The 16,705-nt window shown below is 59.0% G+C and carries 17 protein-coding genes and 1 tRNA gene; 12 read left to right on the top strand and 6 right to left on the bottom strand.

Going from position 1 to position 16,705, the window contains the following annotated elements; genetic code table 11:
* Window positions 1–78: 78 nt before the first annotated feature.
* Window positions 79–786: a response regulator transcription factor gene (locus HYZ49_13740; protein MBI3243346.1), complete on the bottom strand. Its 708-nt coding sequence runs from the start codon at window positions 784–786 to the stop codon at window positions 79–81.
* Window positions 787–976: 190 nt separating this feature from the next.
* Between HYZ49_13740 and HYZ49_13735 the strand changes: the two genes are divergently transcribed.
* The 9 genes from HYZ49_13735 to HYZ49_13695 all read left to right on the top strand — a co-directional run bounded on the left by HYZ49_13735 (window position 977) and on the right by HYZ49_13695 (window position 10,319).
* Entirely contained in the window at window positions 977–1,129 is a 153-nt protein-coding gene (locus HYZ49_13735) for a hypothetical protein (protein MBI3243345.1), read from the top strand.
* Between the two features lie 95 nt (window positions 1,130–1,224).
* Window positions 1,225–1,297 (top strand) — tRNA-Lys (locus HYZ49_13730).
* 89 nt (window positions 1,298–1,386) lie between these two features.
* On the top strand, window positions 1,387–1,992 hold the full coding sequence (thpR, locus tag HYZ49_13725; protein ID MBI3243344.1) for an RNA 2',3'-cyclic phosphodiesterase: 606 nt from the start codon (window positions 1,387–1,389) through the stop codon (window positions 1,990–1,992).
* Window positions 1,993–2,124: 132 nt separating this feature from the next.
* A complete protein-coding gene (locus HYZ49_13720; GenBank protein MBI3243343.1) occupies window positions 2,125–3,780 on the top strand; it encodes an APC family permease in 1,656 nt (551 codons plus the stop codon).
* Between the two features lie 111 nt (window positions 3,781–3,891).
* Window positions 3,892–6,399 carry an FAD-dependent oxidoreductase gene (locus tag HYZ49_13715; GenBank protein ID MBI3243342.1) on the top strand — a complete coding sequence of 836 codons (2,508 nt, stop codon included), beginning with the start codon at window positions 3,892–3,894 and terminating at the stop codon, window positions 6,397–6,399.
* 44 nt (window positions 6,400–6,443) lie between these two features.
* Window positions 6,444–7,112, top strand: coding sequence for a hypothetical protein (locus HYZ49_13710; protein MBI3243341.1), 669 nt, complete (start codon window positions 6,444–6,446; stop codon window positions 7,110–7,112).
* 206 nt (window positions 7,113–7,318) lie between these two features.
* Complete coding sequence (locus HYZ49_13705) at window positions 7,319–8,545, top strand: NAD(P)-binding domain-containing protein (protein ID MBI3243340.1); 1,227 nt, start codon at window positions 7,319–7,321, stop codon at window positions 8,543–8,545.
* The gene (locus HYZ49_13700; GenBank protein ID MBI3243339.1) at window positions 8,542–9,351 is read left to right on the top strand and encodes a hypothetical protein; all 810 of its coding nucleotides are present in this window, start codon (window positions 8,542–8,544) and stop codon (window positions 9,349–9,351) included. Before HYZ49_13705 ends, HYZ49_13700 begins: the two co-directional genes overlap by 4 nt.
* A 71-nt stretch (window positions 9,352–9,422) precedes the next feature.
* Window positions 9,423–10,319: a phosphotransferase family protein gene (locus tag HYZ49_13695; GenBank protein MBI3243338.1), complete on the top strand. Its 897-nt coding sequence runs from the start codon at window positions 9,423–9,425 to the stop codon at window positions 10,317–10,319.
* A 41-nt stretch (window positions 10,320–10,360) separates the two neighbouring features.
* On the opposite strand, the gene HYZ49_13690 is transcribed toward HYZ49_13695, so the two are convergent.
* Window positions 10,361–10,774 (bottom strand): hypothetical protein, encoded by a 414-nt coding sequence (locus HYZ49_13690; GenBank protein MBI3243337.1) that lies wholly within the window; start codon window positions 10,772–10,774, stop codon window positions 10,361–10,363.
* 14 nt (window positions 10,775–10,788) lie between these two features.
* Window positions 10,789–11,376, bottom strand: a complete 588-nt coding sequence (locus tag HYZ49_13685) for a sigma-70 family RNA polymerase sigma factor (protein MBI3243336.1) — start codon at window positions 11,374–11,376, stop codon at window positions 10,789–10,791.
* Between the two features lie 258 nt (window positions 11,377–11,634).
* On the opposite strand from HYZ49_13685, the gene HYZ49_13680 reads away from it, so the two are divergent.
* The gene (locus HYZ49_13680) at window positions 11,635–12,561 is read left to right on the top strand and encodes a DUF1385 domain-containing protein (GenBank protein MBI3243335.1); all 927 of its coding nucleotides are present in this window, start codon (window positions 11,635–11,637) and stop codon (window positions 12,559–12,561) included.
* Window positions 12,562–12,565: 4 nt separating this feature from the next.
* Here the strand turns inward: HYZ49_13680 and HYZ49_13675 are convergent, their stop codons facing one another.
* From HYZ49_13675 to HYZ49_13665, 3 genes are all read right to left on the bottom strand, one after another.
* Window positions 12,566–13,141, bottom strand: coding sequence for a CoA pyrophosphatase (locus tag HYZ49_13675; GenBank protein MBI3243334.1), 576 nt, complete (start codon window positions 13,139–13,141; stop codon window positions 12,566–12,568).
* Window positions 13,142–13,236: 95 nt separating this feature from the next.
* Entirely contained in the window at window positions 13,237–13,827 is a 591-nt protein-coding gene (locus HYZ49_13670; protein MBI3243333.1) for a hypothetical protein, read from the bottom strand.
* 43 nt (window positions 13,828–13,870) lie between these two features.
* On the bottom strand, window positions 13,871–14,695 hold the full coding sequence (locus tag HYZ49_13665) for a tRNA (adenine-N1)-methyltransferase (protein MBI3243332.1): 825 nt from the start codon (window positions 14,693–14,695) through the stop codon (window positions 13,871–13,873).
* A gap of 91 nt (window positions 14,696–14,786) precedes the next feature.
* Here HYZ49_13665 and HYZ49_13660 point away from each other — a divergent pair, with 91 nt between their 5' ends.
* Both HYZ49_13660 and HYZ49_13655 read left to right on the top strand, forming a co-directional pair.
* Window positions 14,787–16,133: a M20/M25/M40 family metallo-hydrolase gene (locus HYZ49_13660; protein ID MBI3243331.1), complete on the top strand. Its 1,347-nt coding sequence runs from the start codon at window positions 14,787–14,789 to the stop codon at window positions 16,131–16,133.
* A gap of 117 nt (window positions 16,134–16,250) precedes the next feature.
* Window positions 16,251–16,649: a response regulator gene (locus HYZ49_13655; GenBank protein MBI3243330.1), complete on the top strand. Its 399-nt coding sequence runs from the start codon at window positions 16,251–16,253 to the stop codon at window positions 16,647–16,649.
* Window positions 16,650–16,705 lie beyond the last annotated feature (56 nt).

The raw sequence follows: 16,705 nt of genomic DNA, 5'->3' as shown, positions 1-16,705 counted from the left end.
TTGCGGTTGGCCGCCCGCAGTGACGCGGGCTAAGAGCTTATTTCCGATAAAGTCTATTATTGTGTTGGCCGGGCCGGCTTAATCAAACATCAGGGCATAGCCGACGCCATGCTCGTTAACCAGCCACTGCGGGTTGTTGGGGTTCTTCTCTATCTTTTTGCGAAGCGAGAGCATGAACTGTTTGAGGGTGCTCTTGCTTACGCAACTGTCCTGGCCCCAAACCGCCTCCAAAATCATCGAGTGCGTCAGGACGCGGCCCCGGTTGCGGGCAAAGTAATAGAGCAGGTCGAATTCGGTTTTGGTAAGCTTCACTTCCTGCTGGCGGACAATGACGCGGTGGCGTGAGGGATCAATGACCAGGTCGCCATTGGACAACGTCATTTGCCCGTCGTCCTCGGTGGTCGTGGGCACCCGGCGAATACAGGCGTGGAGCCGGGCCAGCAGTTCACGTGAGTCGTAAGGCTTGACAACGTAATCGTCAGCGCCCAATTCAAACGCCCGCGTAATGTCGTCGGTCTGGCTTTTGGCCGACACAATCAGAATGGGCGTATCCGACAATTCTCGCAGGCGCTGGCTGGTGGTGAAGCCATCCATGCCCGGCATCATGATGTCGAGGAGAATGGCATCCGGGTGATGGTTGAACGTAGCCCGCAAAGCCTCGAGACCCGAGTTGGCCGAAATCACTTGCATTCCGGCCCGTTCCAGTATCATCTTCAATAGATCAACATGCTCCTGGCTATCGTCTACCACGAGAACCTTGAGCGCAGTTTTAGAGCTAGTTATCATTTAAATGACCCGAAAAATTCAGAAAAACAAAGATGATTAGACAAACTGTTATGTTAGCGATTGCAATAGTATGCTCTCTCACTAGTATTGTCAAGGCCACTTTGACCAAATTTTGACCAAACCTTAGTCAGGGGGGCACGGCAGTTTACTCAACATCTACTTTCCCAACGGCGGGCGCGGGCCGGGATGGGTGGCGCACAAGCTGGCCTTCTATCGGCGCTTTCTCGAAGTGACGCAAGGTTACATGCATGCCCGGCGGCCTGTCGTCGTCACCGGCGACTTTAACACCGCTTACGCCGAGATTGATCTGGCTCGCCCCAAAGAGAACGTCAAACATATCTGATCGTTGCCGGGTGAGTTTGAGGCTGGCTTTTGATCAAAGGAGGCGCCCGCCGTTGACCCTTGCAAAGGGTCTGGTATAATTTCGCCTGCCCGCCAGGCCCCGTAGCTCAATTGGCAGAGCAGTTGACTCTTAATCAATTGGTTGAAGGTTCAAGTCCTTCCGGGGTCACTTCGAAAAAAGCCCTTTCCGGGGCTTTTTTGATTCCAGACTTCCGAAGTCTTTGAGACTTCGGAAGTCTGGGCTGTTATACTTTCGTCATGCCGCCTCAAACACTCCGCGCTTTCATCGCCATCGAATTCTCTCCAACCCTGCGCGGGCGACTGAAAAATGTCATCGCCAGCCTCAGCCAGGCAACGCCGCCCGACGCTGTCAGCTGGGTGAAGGCCGACAATATTCACCTCACCCTCAAGTTTTTGGGAAACATTCCACAAACCCGCATCGCTTCGATCAGCGCCGCTCTAAAAGAGGCGGTCGCCCCGTTCGACCCGTTCTCGTTTTCGGTGAGCGGCATCGGTTGCTTCCCCAATTTCAAACGCCCGCGCGTGCTTTGGGCCGGGATCGATCCGGCGGGCGCAAAGACGCTGATCGAATTGCAAGCGAGGATCGAAAACCAGGTATCGCCGCTGGGCTACCCGCCCGAAGACCGGGCTTTCTCGCCGCACGTTACGCTGGGCCGGGTGCGGCGCGAGGCCCGGCCCGAGGCGGCGGCGAAGGCGGGCGAGGCCGTCCGCGCTCAATGGCAGGTTGAGTTGGGGACTCAACGGGTGAATGCCGTCACCTTGATGAAGAGTGAACTGCGCCCGGGCGGGCCGGTTTACACGCAACTTTTCATCGTCGCGCTCGACCACGCGGCAAAGGGGTAGCCGCCGGTTTTTCCCCGGAACGGCGCTTGCCCCGTTGAGCAACCCGGCGGCGAAAAGGGGGTTATATCAACAAAGTCAACATATTGGCCTTGCCAGCGCCCTGCTGGCCCAGAATGTTCGGAGGAGAAAGAAATGGCAGCGACAGCAACCCCTGAAGTCTTCACCCGAAAAGCGTCCGGCCTGGTTCGGGTGATGTCTCCCTATTCTGCGTTCGTCTATAACATTCTTACCATGGGCCTGATCTTCCCCTGGACGTACCTGTGGGCACCCGGCGCTCTGCCCGGCGGCAACCTGGTGTGGGGAATCATTTTGGCCACCGTCATCGAAATTCCAATTGCTTTTGCCTACGTCTGGCTGTCCACCGCCCTGCCGCGCTCCGGCGGTGATTACGTGTTTCAGAGCCGGGTGTTCGGCGGCGGCGTCGCCTTCACGGTAGTGATGTCCGGGTTCGTGATCTGGATTTTGCAGTGGGTGGCGCTCTCGGGTTGGTTGGTGGCCTATTTGGGGTTTGCCCCGCTCTTCCTGGGCCTCGGGGCGACGATGGGCAACACCACATTTTCCGGCATCGGGGTGTGGTTCACCACCGGGCCTGGCATCGTCATCACTAGCATCGTCAACGCTTTGCTGTCCATGGTGCTGCTCGTCAGCGGCTTCAAGAATTACGTGCGCTTCCAGCATGTGATGTGGTGGGGGACTCTGCTGGCCTTCGCGACGGTGTTCTTTATTTTGTTCACCACGCCAGCTTCGGATTTTGTGACCCGGCTCAACGCCTTCGCCGTCGCCTCGGGCGGCGCGGCTAATTTTTACCAGACCGCCGTCTCGGCGGTTCAGGGCGCTGGCATTGACCTCAACCCCCCGTTCAGTTTGTGGGCCACCTTGTTGGTGGCGCCCATCGCCTGGACTTCGCTCCAGTGGGCGACTTACTCGGCCCAGCAGAACGGCGAGATCAAGGATGCCAAGAATTTCAACGCCCAGACCTTCATCATGGTCGGCTCGCTCGTCGCCACTGGTTTGCTATTGGCTCTGCTGGCCCTGGGCCTGCAACGCGTTGCGCCGCCCGAATTTCTGACGGTGGCCGGAGCCGGTTATTGGTCGCTCATCGCCGAAGCCAACATCAACGGCTTCAATTTGTGGCCGCCCATCATTGCCGTCGCCCTTACCGCCAGCCCGCTGGTGGTGCTCATCATCGGCGTCGGTTACATCCTCAACGGCTTCCAGATCGTCTGCAACTGCTACATCGGCATGACGCGGGTAATGGTGGCCATGTCGCTCGACCGGCTTCTGCCGGAGTGGTTCAGCAAAGTGGACGAGAAACTTCACACGCCGGTCAACTCCCACCTGGCTTACTTCCTGGCCAGCATCCCGGTCATCCTGGCCTACAGCCTGGTGAAGGGCTGGGTTGGCCTGACGCTGGGCGTGACGTTTGGCTGTGGTTACGTGTTCGTCGTCACCAGCCTGGCCGGCGCCCTGCTTCCGTATCGGGCCAAAGATTTGTACAATGCTTCACCGGGGTCGAGATATTCTCTCGGCGGCACTCCGCTCATTACGATCCTCGGCGGTTTGGGCGCGGTGTTGGGCACCCTTATGGTGTTTGCGTTCCTCTTCGCTCCGCAACTCGGCGTCTTGGGCAACTGGGACTTTACCGACTTCCCGGCTCATGTCTGGGCGCAGATCATCGCCATCGCCATCATCGTGGCGTCGCTGGCGCTCTATATGATGATGAAGAACAGCCAGAAGTCCAAAGGCATCAACGTGGATTACGCCTTCAAGGAAATTCCGCCGGAATAGTGTTCAGTGGATAGTGAACAGTGAACAGTGGAGGTCGGAGAACGTTTTCTCCGGCCTCCACTTGTTTATAGGCCAATCGCCAATTCTCTGCTCCTCCAATTCTCTTTCATCATGACCCTCCCCTCTCACACAGCCATCACCATCATCGGCGGCGGCATCGCCGGGTGCAGCATTGCCTACTACCTCGCCAAACTTGGCCGCAAGGACGTGCTTCTGCTCGACAAAGGCGAACTGACCAGCGGCTCTACCTGGCACGCCGCCGGTTTGCTCACCCACTTCCACACTTCGCCCGCCCTGATGCGAATGCGCAAGAACAGCATCTCGCTCTACCGCGATTTGCAGATTGAAGCCGGACATCACATCGGCTGGAACGAAGTGGGCAGTTTGCGCGTAGCCTCCAGCCCCGACCAGTTCAAGTTCCTCCAGCGGCAAGTAAGCCTGGCCAAAGCCATCGGCCTCAACGTCGCCATCCTCTCGCCTGCCGAAGCTTTGAACATCTTTCCGTACATGACCGATCGGGAGTTGTACGGCGCAATCTATTTGCCGAACGACGGTCACGTGGACCCGAACGGGGTGACGATGGAGATCGCCCGCCGGGCGCGGGAAATGGGCGTGACGATTGCCACTGACACGCGAGTGACGGGGATCGAACGCGGCCATTACGGGGAAATCGTCGGCGTGAACACCGAGCAAGGTTCTATCAAAACCGAGATCGTGATCAACGCCGCCGGCATGTGGGGGCGGCAGATCGGCGATATGGTCGGCGCAGACTTGCCCATGACTCCGCTCGTCCACCAGCACGTTGCCACCAAACCAATAACGAATAACCAATTACCCAAAAACACCCCCTGCCTCCGCGACCCCGAATACTTGTTTTATATGCGCGAAGAACAAGGCGGCTATCTCATCGGCGGGTTTGAGAAAGAGCCTGTCGCCTGGTCAGTTGGCGGCGTCCCCTGGGACTTCACCAGCAAACTGCTTGCCTCCGATTGGGAATTGTTCGGCCCGATCATGGAAGGCGCGATCAAACGCATCCCGATTCTGGAGGAGGCCGAGTTGATGCATCTGGTGAACGGCCCCGAAGCGATCACGCCCGACTCGCGGCCACTGCTCGGCCCGGTTCCGGGCGTGCGCGGCTTTTGGGCCGCCTGCGGACTCTCGCACACCGGCTTCGGTGCGGGCGGCGCGATTGGCGAAATCATCGCCGAGTGGATCGTGAACGGCGAGCCGCCTTACGACGTGACCGAGATGAACGTCCGACGCTTCGGCCCGATCATGCAAGACCGGGCTTACGCCGCCGAGCGCGCCCGCGAGTCGTATAAGTATTATTACGTTCTGCGTTTTCCGCACGATGAGAATGAGTGGGCGCGGCCCAAACGCCTCAGCCCGTTGGACTCGCGGCTGATGAAATTGGGCGCGGTCTTTGGCGAGAAGAACGGCTGGGAGCGGGTGAATTATTTTGAGTCGGGGAAATCGGGGCGTCGGATGGGCGCAGAACAAAAGCAGTGGGGCTGGGGGCGGCCAGCATTTTTTGAGCAGGTTGGAGAGGAACACAGAGCCGCCCGCGAGCGTGTGGCAATCTGGGACATGAGTTCATTCGGCAAGATTGAGGTGCGCGGGCCGGGCGCGTTGGCCTTGCTCCAGCGTTTGGCCGACAACGACGTAGACAAGCCGGTCGGCAGTGTCATTTATACTCAATTCCTCAACGAGCGCGGCGGCATCGAATCCGATTTGACCGTCGTTCGCGTGGGCGACGATCACTTTCGCATTATCACCGGCAGCAATTTTGTGGCCGGCGACCTGGGCTGGATTCGGATGCACCTGGGCGGTGATGTCGAAGTGCGCGAAGTCACCGAAGACTGGGCGACGATTGGTTTGTGGGGGCCGAAGGCGCGTCAGGTGTTGCAAGCCGTGACCAACGCCGACGTTTCAAACGGCGGCTTCCCCTACATGACGGCCTGTTGGATACGCATCGAAGGGGCGATTCATGAATCGCCCTTACCTGAATCGCCCCTACAATCGCCCTTACAGGTGTGGGCGCAACGAGTCACTTATGTGGGCGAGTTGGGCTGGGAGTTTTATATGTCGCCCAGAGATGCAGGCGCGGTTTGGGATGCGTTGATGAAAGCCGGTCAACCATTTGGCATCACACCTGCCGGTTACAAAGCATTGGACTCTCTGCGGCTCGAAAAAGGCTATCGTTACTGGAGCGCCGACATCACGCCGGGCGAGACGCCTTACGAGTCGGGGCAGGGTTTCTGCGTGAAACTGAACAAGGGCGATGGTTCGACAGGCTCACCATGCAACTTTATTGGCCGTGAGGCTTTGGCAAAATTGAAACCCGAAGGGATTCAAAAGAAACTTTGCACCGTAATAATGAACGGCGGGGTTGTGATTTACGGCGGCGAAGCGGTCTTTGCCAGCGGCGAGATTGTCGGGCGCTTGCGCTCAGGCGGCTGGGGTTATACAGTTGGCAAGAACATCGCTTTCATCTATCTACCGCTCGCACTCGCCAAAGAAGGGACGGCGCTGGAAGTGGAAGTGTTCGGCGAAAGAGTCCCGGCAACCGTGACAGCAGACGTGTTATATGATCCGAAAGGGGAAAGGTTGAGAATGTAGAGCGACGCGAAGCGGGCAAATCGCTCTACGAACGGAGGCATTGAATGAGTCAATTTGGATTGGAACTCGACCACGTCGTCATCTTCACCGCCGTTGACGCGCCGGAAGCGAAGGCGCTTGAAGCCCTCGGCCTGCAAGGCTTTGGCGGCGTCACCCGGCACGGCGACCTGGGTTCGGCCTCCACCTCTTTCTTCTTCTCCAATCTCCTCTATCTGGAACTGTTGTGGATTGACGATGAGGACGCCGCGCGCCGGAACTTTGAGCCGTTGACCATGAACGCTATCCCGCGCATGAATTGGCGCAAGAGCGGCGCGTCGCCGATCAACCTGATGTTGCGCCGCCAGCCGGGCGCGACCGACCCGCCGCCGTTTCCGGTTCACTCGGTCCAACTGCCAAATGGCGCCTCGGTCGGGTTCAATGGCGAAGTCGTAGCAGAGCCATGCTACGGCGTCGTCCCCGAAGAAATGTCCTTTCGCGGCTTCCGGGCCAACATTCAAGACCTGCCGCACCCGCTAGGCGTGAAGAATCTTACCGGCGTGACTATTGCCGTTCAGGCAAATTCGCTTTCGCCAATTGCGCGTCAACTTGAAGAGAACAGCCTGGTGAAATTCGAGCTGGGCGCAGAGCCGTTGTTGACGTTGACTTTTGACGAGGGGGCATTGGGCAAGACGGCGGACGCGAGGCCGACACTGCCACTAGTGTTGAAGTTTTAGGCCACACTTGTGGCAGGCGAGCGAAAGCAATTCTGTAACAGCGAGAGTAGCACCCTGAGCGAAGCGACGGTGCTGTTCCGTCGCGCAGTCGAAGGGTGCGGTGTCTGCGAGAGAGCCGCGCCCTTCGACTGCGGCTCGCGAAGAACACGCGAGCCTCCGCTCAGGGCGCTGATCACGTGATTGTCAGGATAAAGGTGTAAATCAAAATGACAGAAAAACTCGATACGATTATCATCGGCGGCGGGCAGGCTGGACTCTCGCTGAGTTATCTTTTGACTCAGCAGGGCCGCGAACATCTGGTGCTGGAGAAGGCCGGGCGCGCGGGTGAAGCCTGGCGATGGCGCTGGGACTCGTTCACCTTCGTCACACCCAATTGGGCAATTCGCTTGCCAGGCGGCAACTATCAAGGAGACAACCCTGACGGTTACATGCCACGTGACGAGATCATTGGGATGTTTGAGGCGTATGTGACTCGCCACGGCCTGCCGGTGCGATACGGTGTGGCAGTGAAGGCGGTCAAACGAACAGAAACGGGGTACACGGTTGAAGCCGACGGCACAACCTGGGAGGCCGCCAACGTGGTGGTGGCGACCGGCTCGTTCCAGAAACCCAAGTCGCCGTCGTTCAGCGCAAACATCGCCAAAGACGTTTTACAGATTCATTCAGGCGAGTATCGCAACCCAAGCGCCCTGCCGCCGGGCGCGGTGCTGATCATCGGCAGTGGGCAGTCGGGTTGCCAGATTGCGGAGGAGTTGTATCAGAGCGGGCGCAAGGTGTTTTTGAGCGTGGGCAGTGCGGGCCGCGCTCCGCGACGTTATCGCGGCAAAGATGTCTTCTGGTGGCTGGACAAAAGCGGCTTCTTTGATCGCACGCTCGACAAACTGCCTTCACCCAAAGCGCGGTTCGCCGGCAACCCGCAGGCCTCGGGCACACGCGGCGGTCACCCCATCAACTTGCACCAGTTTGCCCGTGACGGCGTGACTCTGCTGGGCCGGGTTCAGGGCGCGGACGATCACAGGATTGCGCTGGCCCCGAATTTGAAAGAAGCGCTGGGCAAAGTTGACGAGTTTGAGGTCAACTTGCTGAAGATGATTGACGGCTTCATCGCCAAGAGCGGCCTGGATGCGCCGAAGGAAGAAGCGCCACAGTTGCGCGATGGTTATGAAACCGAGGTGATCACCGAATTGGATTTGCGCGCCGCCGGGGTATCCAGCATTATCTGGGCCATGGGCTATACTTTCGACTTCAGTTTGGTGCAGTTGCCGATCTTCGACGACGATGGCTACCCCGTTCAGCAACGCGGCGTGACGGATTATCCGGGTTTGTATTTCTTGGGATTGCACTGGTTACACACTGCCAAGTCTACCCTGCTGTTGGGCGTGGGCGAGGATGCGGCCTACGTGGCCGAGCACATTGCAACGAGGGGACAATGACACCTGAAGAGATCGCCCGTCTGGTCGAGTTTGGCGAGGCTGAAGCCTACGCCGATTTTTACGCGGCGACTCCCGCCGATTATGCCGCCCAGTTTGGCATCAACGTGCAACGGCTTGGATCGGGGTTTGTGTTTACAACGGCGGCTTTCGACATTCCACTGTTCAATCGCGTGGTCGGCCTCGGCCTGGACGAGCCTGCGACCGAGTCAATGGTAGATGAAGCGGTCGCCCACTTTCGGCAACGCGGGGTGAAGCATTTTGCTTTTCAACAAAGCCCCCTGGCCCGGCCCACGGAACTACCTGCCTGGTTGGCCGCGCGTGGCTTGCGCGTAAGCGACAACTGGGTGAAGGTGATTCGCGGAACAGAGCCGCCGCCAGCGATCCGCACTGACTTGCGCGTTGAAGTGGTTGGGCCTGAGCGCGGCGATGATTATTCTGAAATCGCCGCCGTTGCGTTTGGGATGTCACTGGTGATTAAACCCTGGCTGGCGCCAATCATGGGCCGGATGAATTGGCGGCATTACCTTGCTTTCGACGGCGACAAGCCGGTAGGTTGCGGCGCGTTATTCGTAAAAGAGAACATCGGCTGGCTGGGCATCGCCGGAACACTTCCGGCGGCGCGCGGGCGCGGGGCGCAGGGCGCGATCATGGCCCGGCGGATTCGTGATGGCATTGAACTGGGTTGCCAGTGGCTGGTCACCGAAACAGGCGAAGAGACGCCGACCGCGCCCAACCCGTCGTTTCACAATATGATCAGAACCGGATTCAAGCCGGCCTATTTACGACCCAATTACATGTTGCCATAGAACAGTATTGCGTCGTGATACACACGCCGGCCCATCGCCGGGCGTTACAACCTCGTGGGAGAAATAAACGGATGACGATCTCCATTGAGCAAGTTGTTAACCACATTTCTGACTGGAAAGAAAAGACCATTGCCATTTATCCGTTGAGCGGCGGCCTCACCAACACCAACTACCGGGTGGAGGTGGAAGGCACGCCTTACGTCATTCGTATTCCGGGCGCGTCCACTGAACTGCTGGCGGTGGATCGGGTCAACGAGCATTACAACACCGTGGCCGCCGCCCAGGCTGGAGTCGGCCCCACCGTTGTTCACTATCTTGCCGATGTCAACGTGATGGTGCTAGACTTCATTCACGGCGACACGATGAGCATTGCCCGACTAAAAGAGGCGGGGCAACCGGCCCGGATCGCCCAATCGTTGAAGAAACTCCACGCCGGCCCGCGCTTCCTGCACGACTTCAACATGTTCCGCCTGACGGAGTTTTACCTGAAGGTGGTGGACGAGCACGAAGTCCGAATCCCGGATCGGTTTCGCGACTACATGCCACAGGTGGGTCGAATTGAAGAGGCGATGAAGCGGCATCCGCTGGCGACCGTGCCTTGCCACAACGACCTGCTGGCCGAGAACTACATTGACGACGGGAAGATGCTGTGGATTGTGGACTACGAGTACAGCGGCAACAACGACCCGACGTTTGAACTGGGCAACACCTGTCAGGAGCAACAATATGATGAAACCGGAATCGTTGAGATGTGTGCCGCTTATTTTGGTGAACCGTACCCCGACAAGCTGGCGCGGATGAAGTTGAACATGATCATGTCCGACGTGGGCTGGACGCTGTGGGCGGCCATTCAGGCCAAAATTTCGACGATTGATTTTGACTTCTGGGGCTGGGCAGTGGAGCGTTGGGGGCGGGCGACGGCGAAGATGGACGGGCCGAAGTTTGAGGGGTGGCTGGCGGCGGTGTAAATAAAAACCGGGGCGAGCCGCTGGCTCGTCCCGGTTTCGTTTTAGCGTCTCACCGCTTGCGGCGCTTTTACCAGCGCCGGGCGTTTGCGCCAGCCGAGCAACAGGGCCACCACACCCAGCATCCACCAAGTGGCGCGGATGCCCATCACAAACAAACTGATGGAATAGACCAGTCCGCCCACGCCAACCGCCGCCCACGCCAACTGCTGGCGGCGTTCGATCTTTTGATGGCCGGCCTGACTCTCGCGAATTAATCGCTGTTTGAGGTTTGCCACAAACTCGGCCCGAGGCGTCACCGGCTTCATAGCCGTCTTGAGCCGCCCGGCCATATTGAACAGGCCGGCCAACTCCTCGCGGCCCGGCCCGGCAGCCAGCCGTTCGGCCTCGGCAATCCGGCCCGCGTTCAAGGCCTCGACATGCTGACTCAAAATTTCTGATACTGTCACGTCCTTCATTGTGTTTCCTGTTTCTACTGCCGGCTCAGAACCGACGCCCAGCCGTTGCCTTTGGGATGACCGTCCAGATCATCGCGCAAATCCACCAATGTCCGGTGATATAAACTTTTGATTGCGCCCTCGCTCCGGTTCATCACCGCGCCGATCTCGGCGTTCGACATTTGCTCGATGAACTTGAGCACCAGCAACTGCTGGCGCTCGGCAGGCAAGCGCCGCACCATCTCCAGCAAAAAGTCCTGATCCTCGCGGCTCTCGGCGGCGTACTCCGGCGCTTCGCTCTGCAAGCCGTGAACGATGTACTCGTCCAGCGGCACAATCTTCCGTCGGCCCTGGTCGCGGTGCCAGTTGGCCACCAGGTTGTGTGCGATCCGGTACAGCCAGGCCGAAAACGGCAGGCCGCGATCGGTGTAGCTGGGCAGGCGCTTCATGGCCCGGAAGAACACGCGAGCGGTCAGGTCTTCCGCGTCGTGCTCGTTGCCGGTGCGGTAATAAATATAGTTGTAAATCTTGCCCACATAACGTTCGTAAAGCTCGCCGAACGCCACCGGGTCAGCCTTGGCGCGCTCAATAAGAGCGCTGTCCTGTGTGGTGAGCGGTTTCATGAGTTATCCAACCCGCTCAACATAGAAAACACTGACCGGCTAAAAGGGTTGCGATATGGAGGCAAGTACGCAAGTAATAATGACAATGTCATGACTAAAACCAGTACATCCAGCATGATAACAGGGGCGGACAACTTTAGGCAAGGGCGGCACTTTCGGGGAGGCCGCCTTGCACGAACGACGCCTTGACCCGCCTTCGCCGGGAAAGGTAGAATGACTGACAAACTTGGAGATTAGAGATCAGAGATTGGAGATTGGATGACTGACAAACTTCCGATTTACGGCGGCCAGGCGGTGCTGGAGGGCGTGATGATGCGCGGCTCGCAGGCCATGGCCGTGGCTGTGCGCGATCCCAAAGGCGAGATTCAAGTTCACACCCAGCCGCTGGGCAACATCTATCGTGGGCGCTTTAGCAAACTGCCGTTCCTGCGCGGCCTGCTCGGGTTGTGGGATGCGCTGGGGCTGGGGATGCAAAGCCTTAGCTACTCGGCCAACATTGCCGGGGGTGAAGAGATAAAGGTTGAAGGGCCGGCCATGTGGGGAACGGTGGCGATGTCCCTGACCTTTGGCATCGCCCTGTTCTTCCTGCTTCCCGCCGCCGCCGGGGCAGGCGTAGAGTATCTGTCCCGAACTATCGTCGGCTCAACCGGGGAAGCCGCCGGCTGGGTGGGCAACCTGGCTGAGGGCCTCATCCGCCTGTTGTTAATCGTCGGCTACATCTGGGGCATCGGCTTCATCCCTGACATCAAGCGGCTGTACGGCTATCACGGCGCAGAGCACAAGACGATCAACGCTTACGAAGCCGGCGCGCCGCTCACTCCCGAGTCGGTGGCGAAGTTCCCGTTGGAGCACCCGCGCTGTGGCACGGCGTTTCTGTTAGTGGTGGTGATTCTGTCGGTGCTGTTATTTTCCCTGCTCGGCCCCTTGCCGCTGTTGGAGAGGCTGGCCTCGCGGGTGCTGTTGGTTCCGGTGCTGGCCGCGGTGGCCTACGAATATTTGCGTTTCACCGCCCGCTACATCTCCAACCCGTTCATCCGCCTCATCGTCGTCCCGAACCTGCTCATGCAACGCCTGACCACCCGCGAGCCGGACTTGCAAATGCTGGAAGTGGCGATCAAGGCATTTGAGACGATGCAGAAAGAAGAAAGGGAGAAGGGGGGACAAAGAACAAGGGTGATCGCATAACACCTTACCCCTCATTCGCCAAGATTGCTAACAACATCCTCGTCATCCGCGCCGTCGCGCCCCAAATGATGTGGCCGTCCCAGTCTTTATAGTAGTACACCGGCACCGGCGGGCCGGCAACAGGCATCTGGCGGTAGCGCGTCTCCAGATTGGCCGGGTCGGCCAGCCACGAGAGCGGCACGCCGAACACGGCTGAACATTCCTTTGGGTTGATCACAAATTCATAGGGAAAAGGAAACACGCCGACGACGGGTGTGATTTGCCACTGGGTGACGGTGATGAGGTCGTCGAGGCGGCCAATCACGGCCACGTCGCCTCTTCGCAAACCAATTTCCTCTTCGGCCTCGCGCAGGGCGGCGGCGGTCGGCGACTCGTCTTCGGGGTCAATCTTGCCGCCAGGAAAGGCCACCTGCCCTTTGTGCTCGTCAACGTGATCGGTGCGCTGGGTGAAAAGCAAGTGCCACTCGCCATCGTGTTGATACAACGGAACCAGCACGGCGGCGGGGCGAGCTTCCCACTCGGCGACGGTGTGAACTGGGCGGGCAGTCAACGCGGCTTTGAGAGACTCGGCGAAGTTCATAGCTGGTTTATCGGCGCTGAAACTTAACACAAAGGCACGAAGACACCAAGTCACAAGGTTTTTCTTTGTGTCTTTGAGCCTTTGTGTCCTCGTGTTTACTCAGCCCGCGCAATCGTTCCGCAGTATTCGCACTCCACCTCGTCGGCGTCGTCCGTCCAGCGCAACTGCGCTCCGCATTGCGAGCAATGAGAAGCGAGGCTTCGGCGAGGCCTGGGTTGCGGGGCCGCCGGTGTGGATGCCAGAGTCAAGCCCAACCCCGCCAACCGTTCGTTGATCTCTTTCTCAAAAGCGGTTGCCTCGGCGCTGAAACCGGCGGCTCGTAATTCGCCGACAATTTGTGGCGCGAGCTTCAGAGCGCGGCGTTGCCCTCCGGCCTGGATCAACATCGCCAGCGCCGCGCGGCCATGTTCCACCGCACCAGCCGCCTGGTTGCTCTTGAGGTGAGCCTCGGCGGCGCGAATGTGCAGTTGAATTGCCCGGCGCGGCAAGTTGTTGGCCTGCGCCATCTCGGCCAACTGCGACAGAGAGTGGGCGGCTTCGGCGTACTCTCCAGCGTCGAACAAGCGATTGGCCTCGTCGAGCATGGCGCGAGCATCATTCGCAAGCTGGCGGTTCGGGCCAAGCAATGAGCCGACGAGTCGGCGGAACGGGCGATTGCGGCGGTTACGGTTAGGTCGAAAACGCATAGGAGTTAGGGTATGTCACCTTTGACGTTTGTCGTTTGTCGCTTTACGCTTCACCCTCTTCGCCTCCCTCAGCCGTCTCTTCTTGAACAACTTCCGGTGTCATCATCACCGGCCTGGCGAAGATCAGAAAGCCGGTATGAGCCACCATTCTATCCACGGGCCGTAAACGCTCCGGCACGGTCTTGTAATGCCTGAGTAAAATTTCGATCACCTCGGGAAAATAAAACCGTTCGCGCCTGAGCGCCACCAGCAAATCGGATACCTGGTTAGCGGTGGGCACCAGCGAGCCTAGGAACCCGCCGCCGCGCAGGGCGCGGTAGGCCTGGGCCGTGTAATCGTACGGATTGTTCATGTCCAAAAACAGCGCTTCCACATCCGTCTCGTCGAAGCCGTCTTTGATGTCCTTGATCTTGAACGTCACCTGATCTTGCAAGCCCACTTGCTCCAGATTGCGCCGGGCCAGATTTTGCATGTCCTGCCGGGCATCGTAAGAAATGACTCGCCCGGTCGGGCCGACGGCATTAGCCAGAGCCAGGGTGAGGCCGCCACTGCCGGTGCCGGCTTCCACCACCGTCATCCCCGGCCGCACGTTCAGCTTCATCAAAATCAAGCCGATGTCTTTCGGGAAGATGATCTGCGAATTGCGCTTGAGGTCGGTGATGAGGTCGGCGATGGAGGGTGTGATCAGAAAGAAGCCGTGATTGAGATGCGAGAACACTTCGGAGCCGTAAGGCTGGCCGATGAGGTCGTCGTGCTTGAAGATGCCACGATGCGTTTCCAGCCGCTGGCCGGGCGTGAGCCGGAAGTAGAAATTGCGGGCATCACGGTCAATCAATTCAATTAAGTCACCTGCGGAAGCAATTGTCATGGCTGAGATTATAATGCGTGAGGCGTGTTGCGTGTTGCGTATTTCGTGCCACGTGATACGGAATACACAATACGAAATAAGGAGCCTTTGAATGCCCCTGCTGAATCTAACTGCCATCACCCAGGAAACCATCCACCACCTGCAAGCCCTGCTGAGGCTGGACACAACCAACCCGCCCGGCAACGAAATGATCGCCGCCGAATATCTGGCCCGCGTGCTCAAGGCGGAAGGCGTTGAGCCAATCGTGCTCGAATCTGCGCCGGGGCGAGGCAACGTCGTCGCCCGCCTCAAAGGCACGGGCGGCGCGCCGCCGCTCCTGCTCTACGGCCACACCGACGTTGTCCCGGCAGAACCAGAGCATTGGACGCACCCGCCGTTTGGGGGCGAGATCGCCGACGGCTTCATCTGGGGCCGGGGCGCGGTGGACATGAAAGGGACGGTCGCCCAGCAGTTGATGGTCTTTCTTCTGCTCAAGCGAAACGGCGTCGCCCTCAAGCGCGATGTGATCTTCGCCGCCACCGCCGACGAAGAAATCGGCGGCGAGGACAGTTATGGCATCGCCTGGCTCGTCAAACATCACCCCGAGTTGATCCGCGCCGAGTTCGGCCTCACCGAACTTGGCGGCTACAACATGGACTTCGCCGGAGCGCAACTGTATCCGATTCAGGTGGCCGAGAAGGGAACGTGCTGGCTCAAGGTTCGGGCCAAAGGCCGCCCCGGCCACGCCTCCCAGCCGCACGACGACAACGCCGTCGTGCACCTCGCCCGCGCCGTGGATCGGCTGGCCTCGCGCGGCCTGCCCTATCATTTGTGCGATGCCGCCACCGGTTTTCTCGACGCGGCCAGCGCCGCCGTCGAAGAGTCGTTCAGGCCGCTCCTGCAAGGACTCAAGACGCCGGAAGATGCGGCGCTCATTTTGAACGGCGTGCTCAAGAAGCACGAACTGCACCCGTTCTTCAACGCGATTCTGCACAACACGGCCACGCCCACCGGGCTGGCCGCCGGTTACAAAACCAACGTCATCCCCAGCCAGGCCGAAGTGACGATTGATGGCCGAACCCTGCCCGGCTTCGACCCTGAATCCTTCATCGCCGAACTCAAATCGGTGCTGGGCGAGAACTTTGAGTACGAAGTGAATATGGTCTCGCCGCCGCTCGAAACGCCGCACGACACGGCTCTCTTCGACCTGATGGTTTCGACTCTGAGAGCGCACGACCCGGGCGCGCGGCCAGTGCCCTACATGATGACCGGCGCAACCGACGCCAAATACCTCTCCAAACTTGGCGTGCCATCCTACGGCTTTGCGCCCATGAAAATGCCGCCCGCCTTCAACTTCACCGAGCTATTCCACGCTCACGACGAGCGCGCCCCGGTGGACGGCCTGGGCTGGGGCGCGCAAGTGCTCTACGACGTGGTGGCCGAGTATTGCAAGCGGTGATCAATCTGCCCGCTTCCTGAAACGCGCCTCACACCTTCGGCCTGTTTGTGAGGCATCATGAGTGTGGTAAACTCACCCATGCCGCCGCTGAGTCTGGGCGCATTCACAAGAACACACATGGCTGAACAAAAACGCGTTGTTTGCATCGAAGACGATCCGGGGATCATTGACCTGATCAAAATGATCCTGGTTCGCAAGGGCTTTCAGGTGATTGGCGCAGTGGGGGGCCACGAAGGCATAGAGACCATCCAGCGTGAAGGGCCAGACCTGATCCTGCTCGACTTGATGATGCCTGATATAGACGGCTGGGAAGTCTATCACCAGATCAAAGCCAGCGAAGCCATGCGCAAGATTCCGGTCATCATCATCACCGCCAAAGCCCAGAGCATAGACAAAGTTCTGGCCCTGCACATCGCCAAAGTGGACGATTACCTCACCAAACCCTTTGGCCCACAAGAGCTTCTGGACAGCATTGACAAGGTTTTCGCCAATAACAAAGCCGGGGTTCAGGAATAGGTAACGGCAACACCTGCGCGTCAACGGGGGACGGCTGAGCCGTCCCTTTTTGTTTG

The sequence above is a fragment of the Chloroflexota bacterium genome (assembly GCA_016197225.1).
In the GTDB taxonomy this organism is placed as follows: Bacteria; Chloroflexota; Anaerolineae; order Anaerolineales; family VGOW01; genus VGOW01.
Note: the sequence above shows the minus strand (reverse complement) of the source record. Positions and strands in the feature narration are given on the sequence as shown.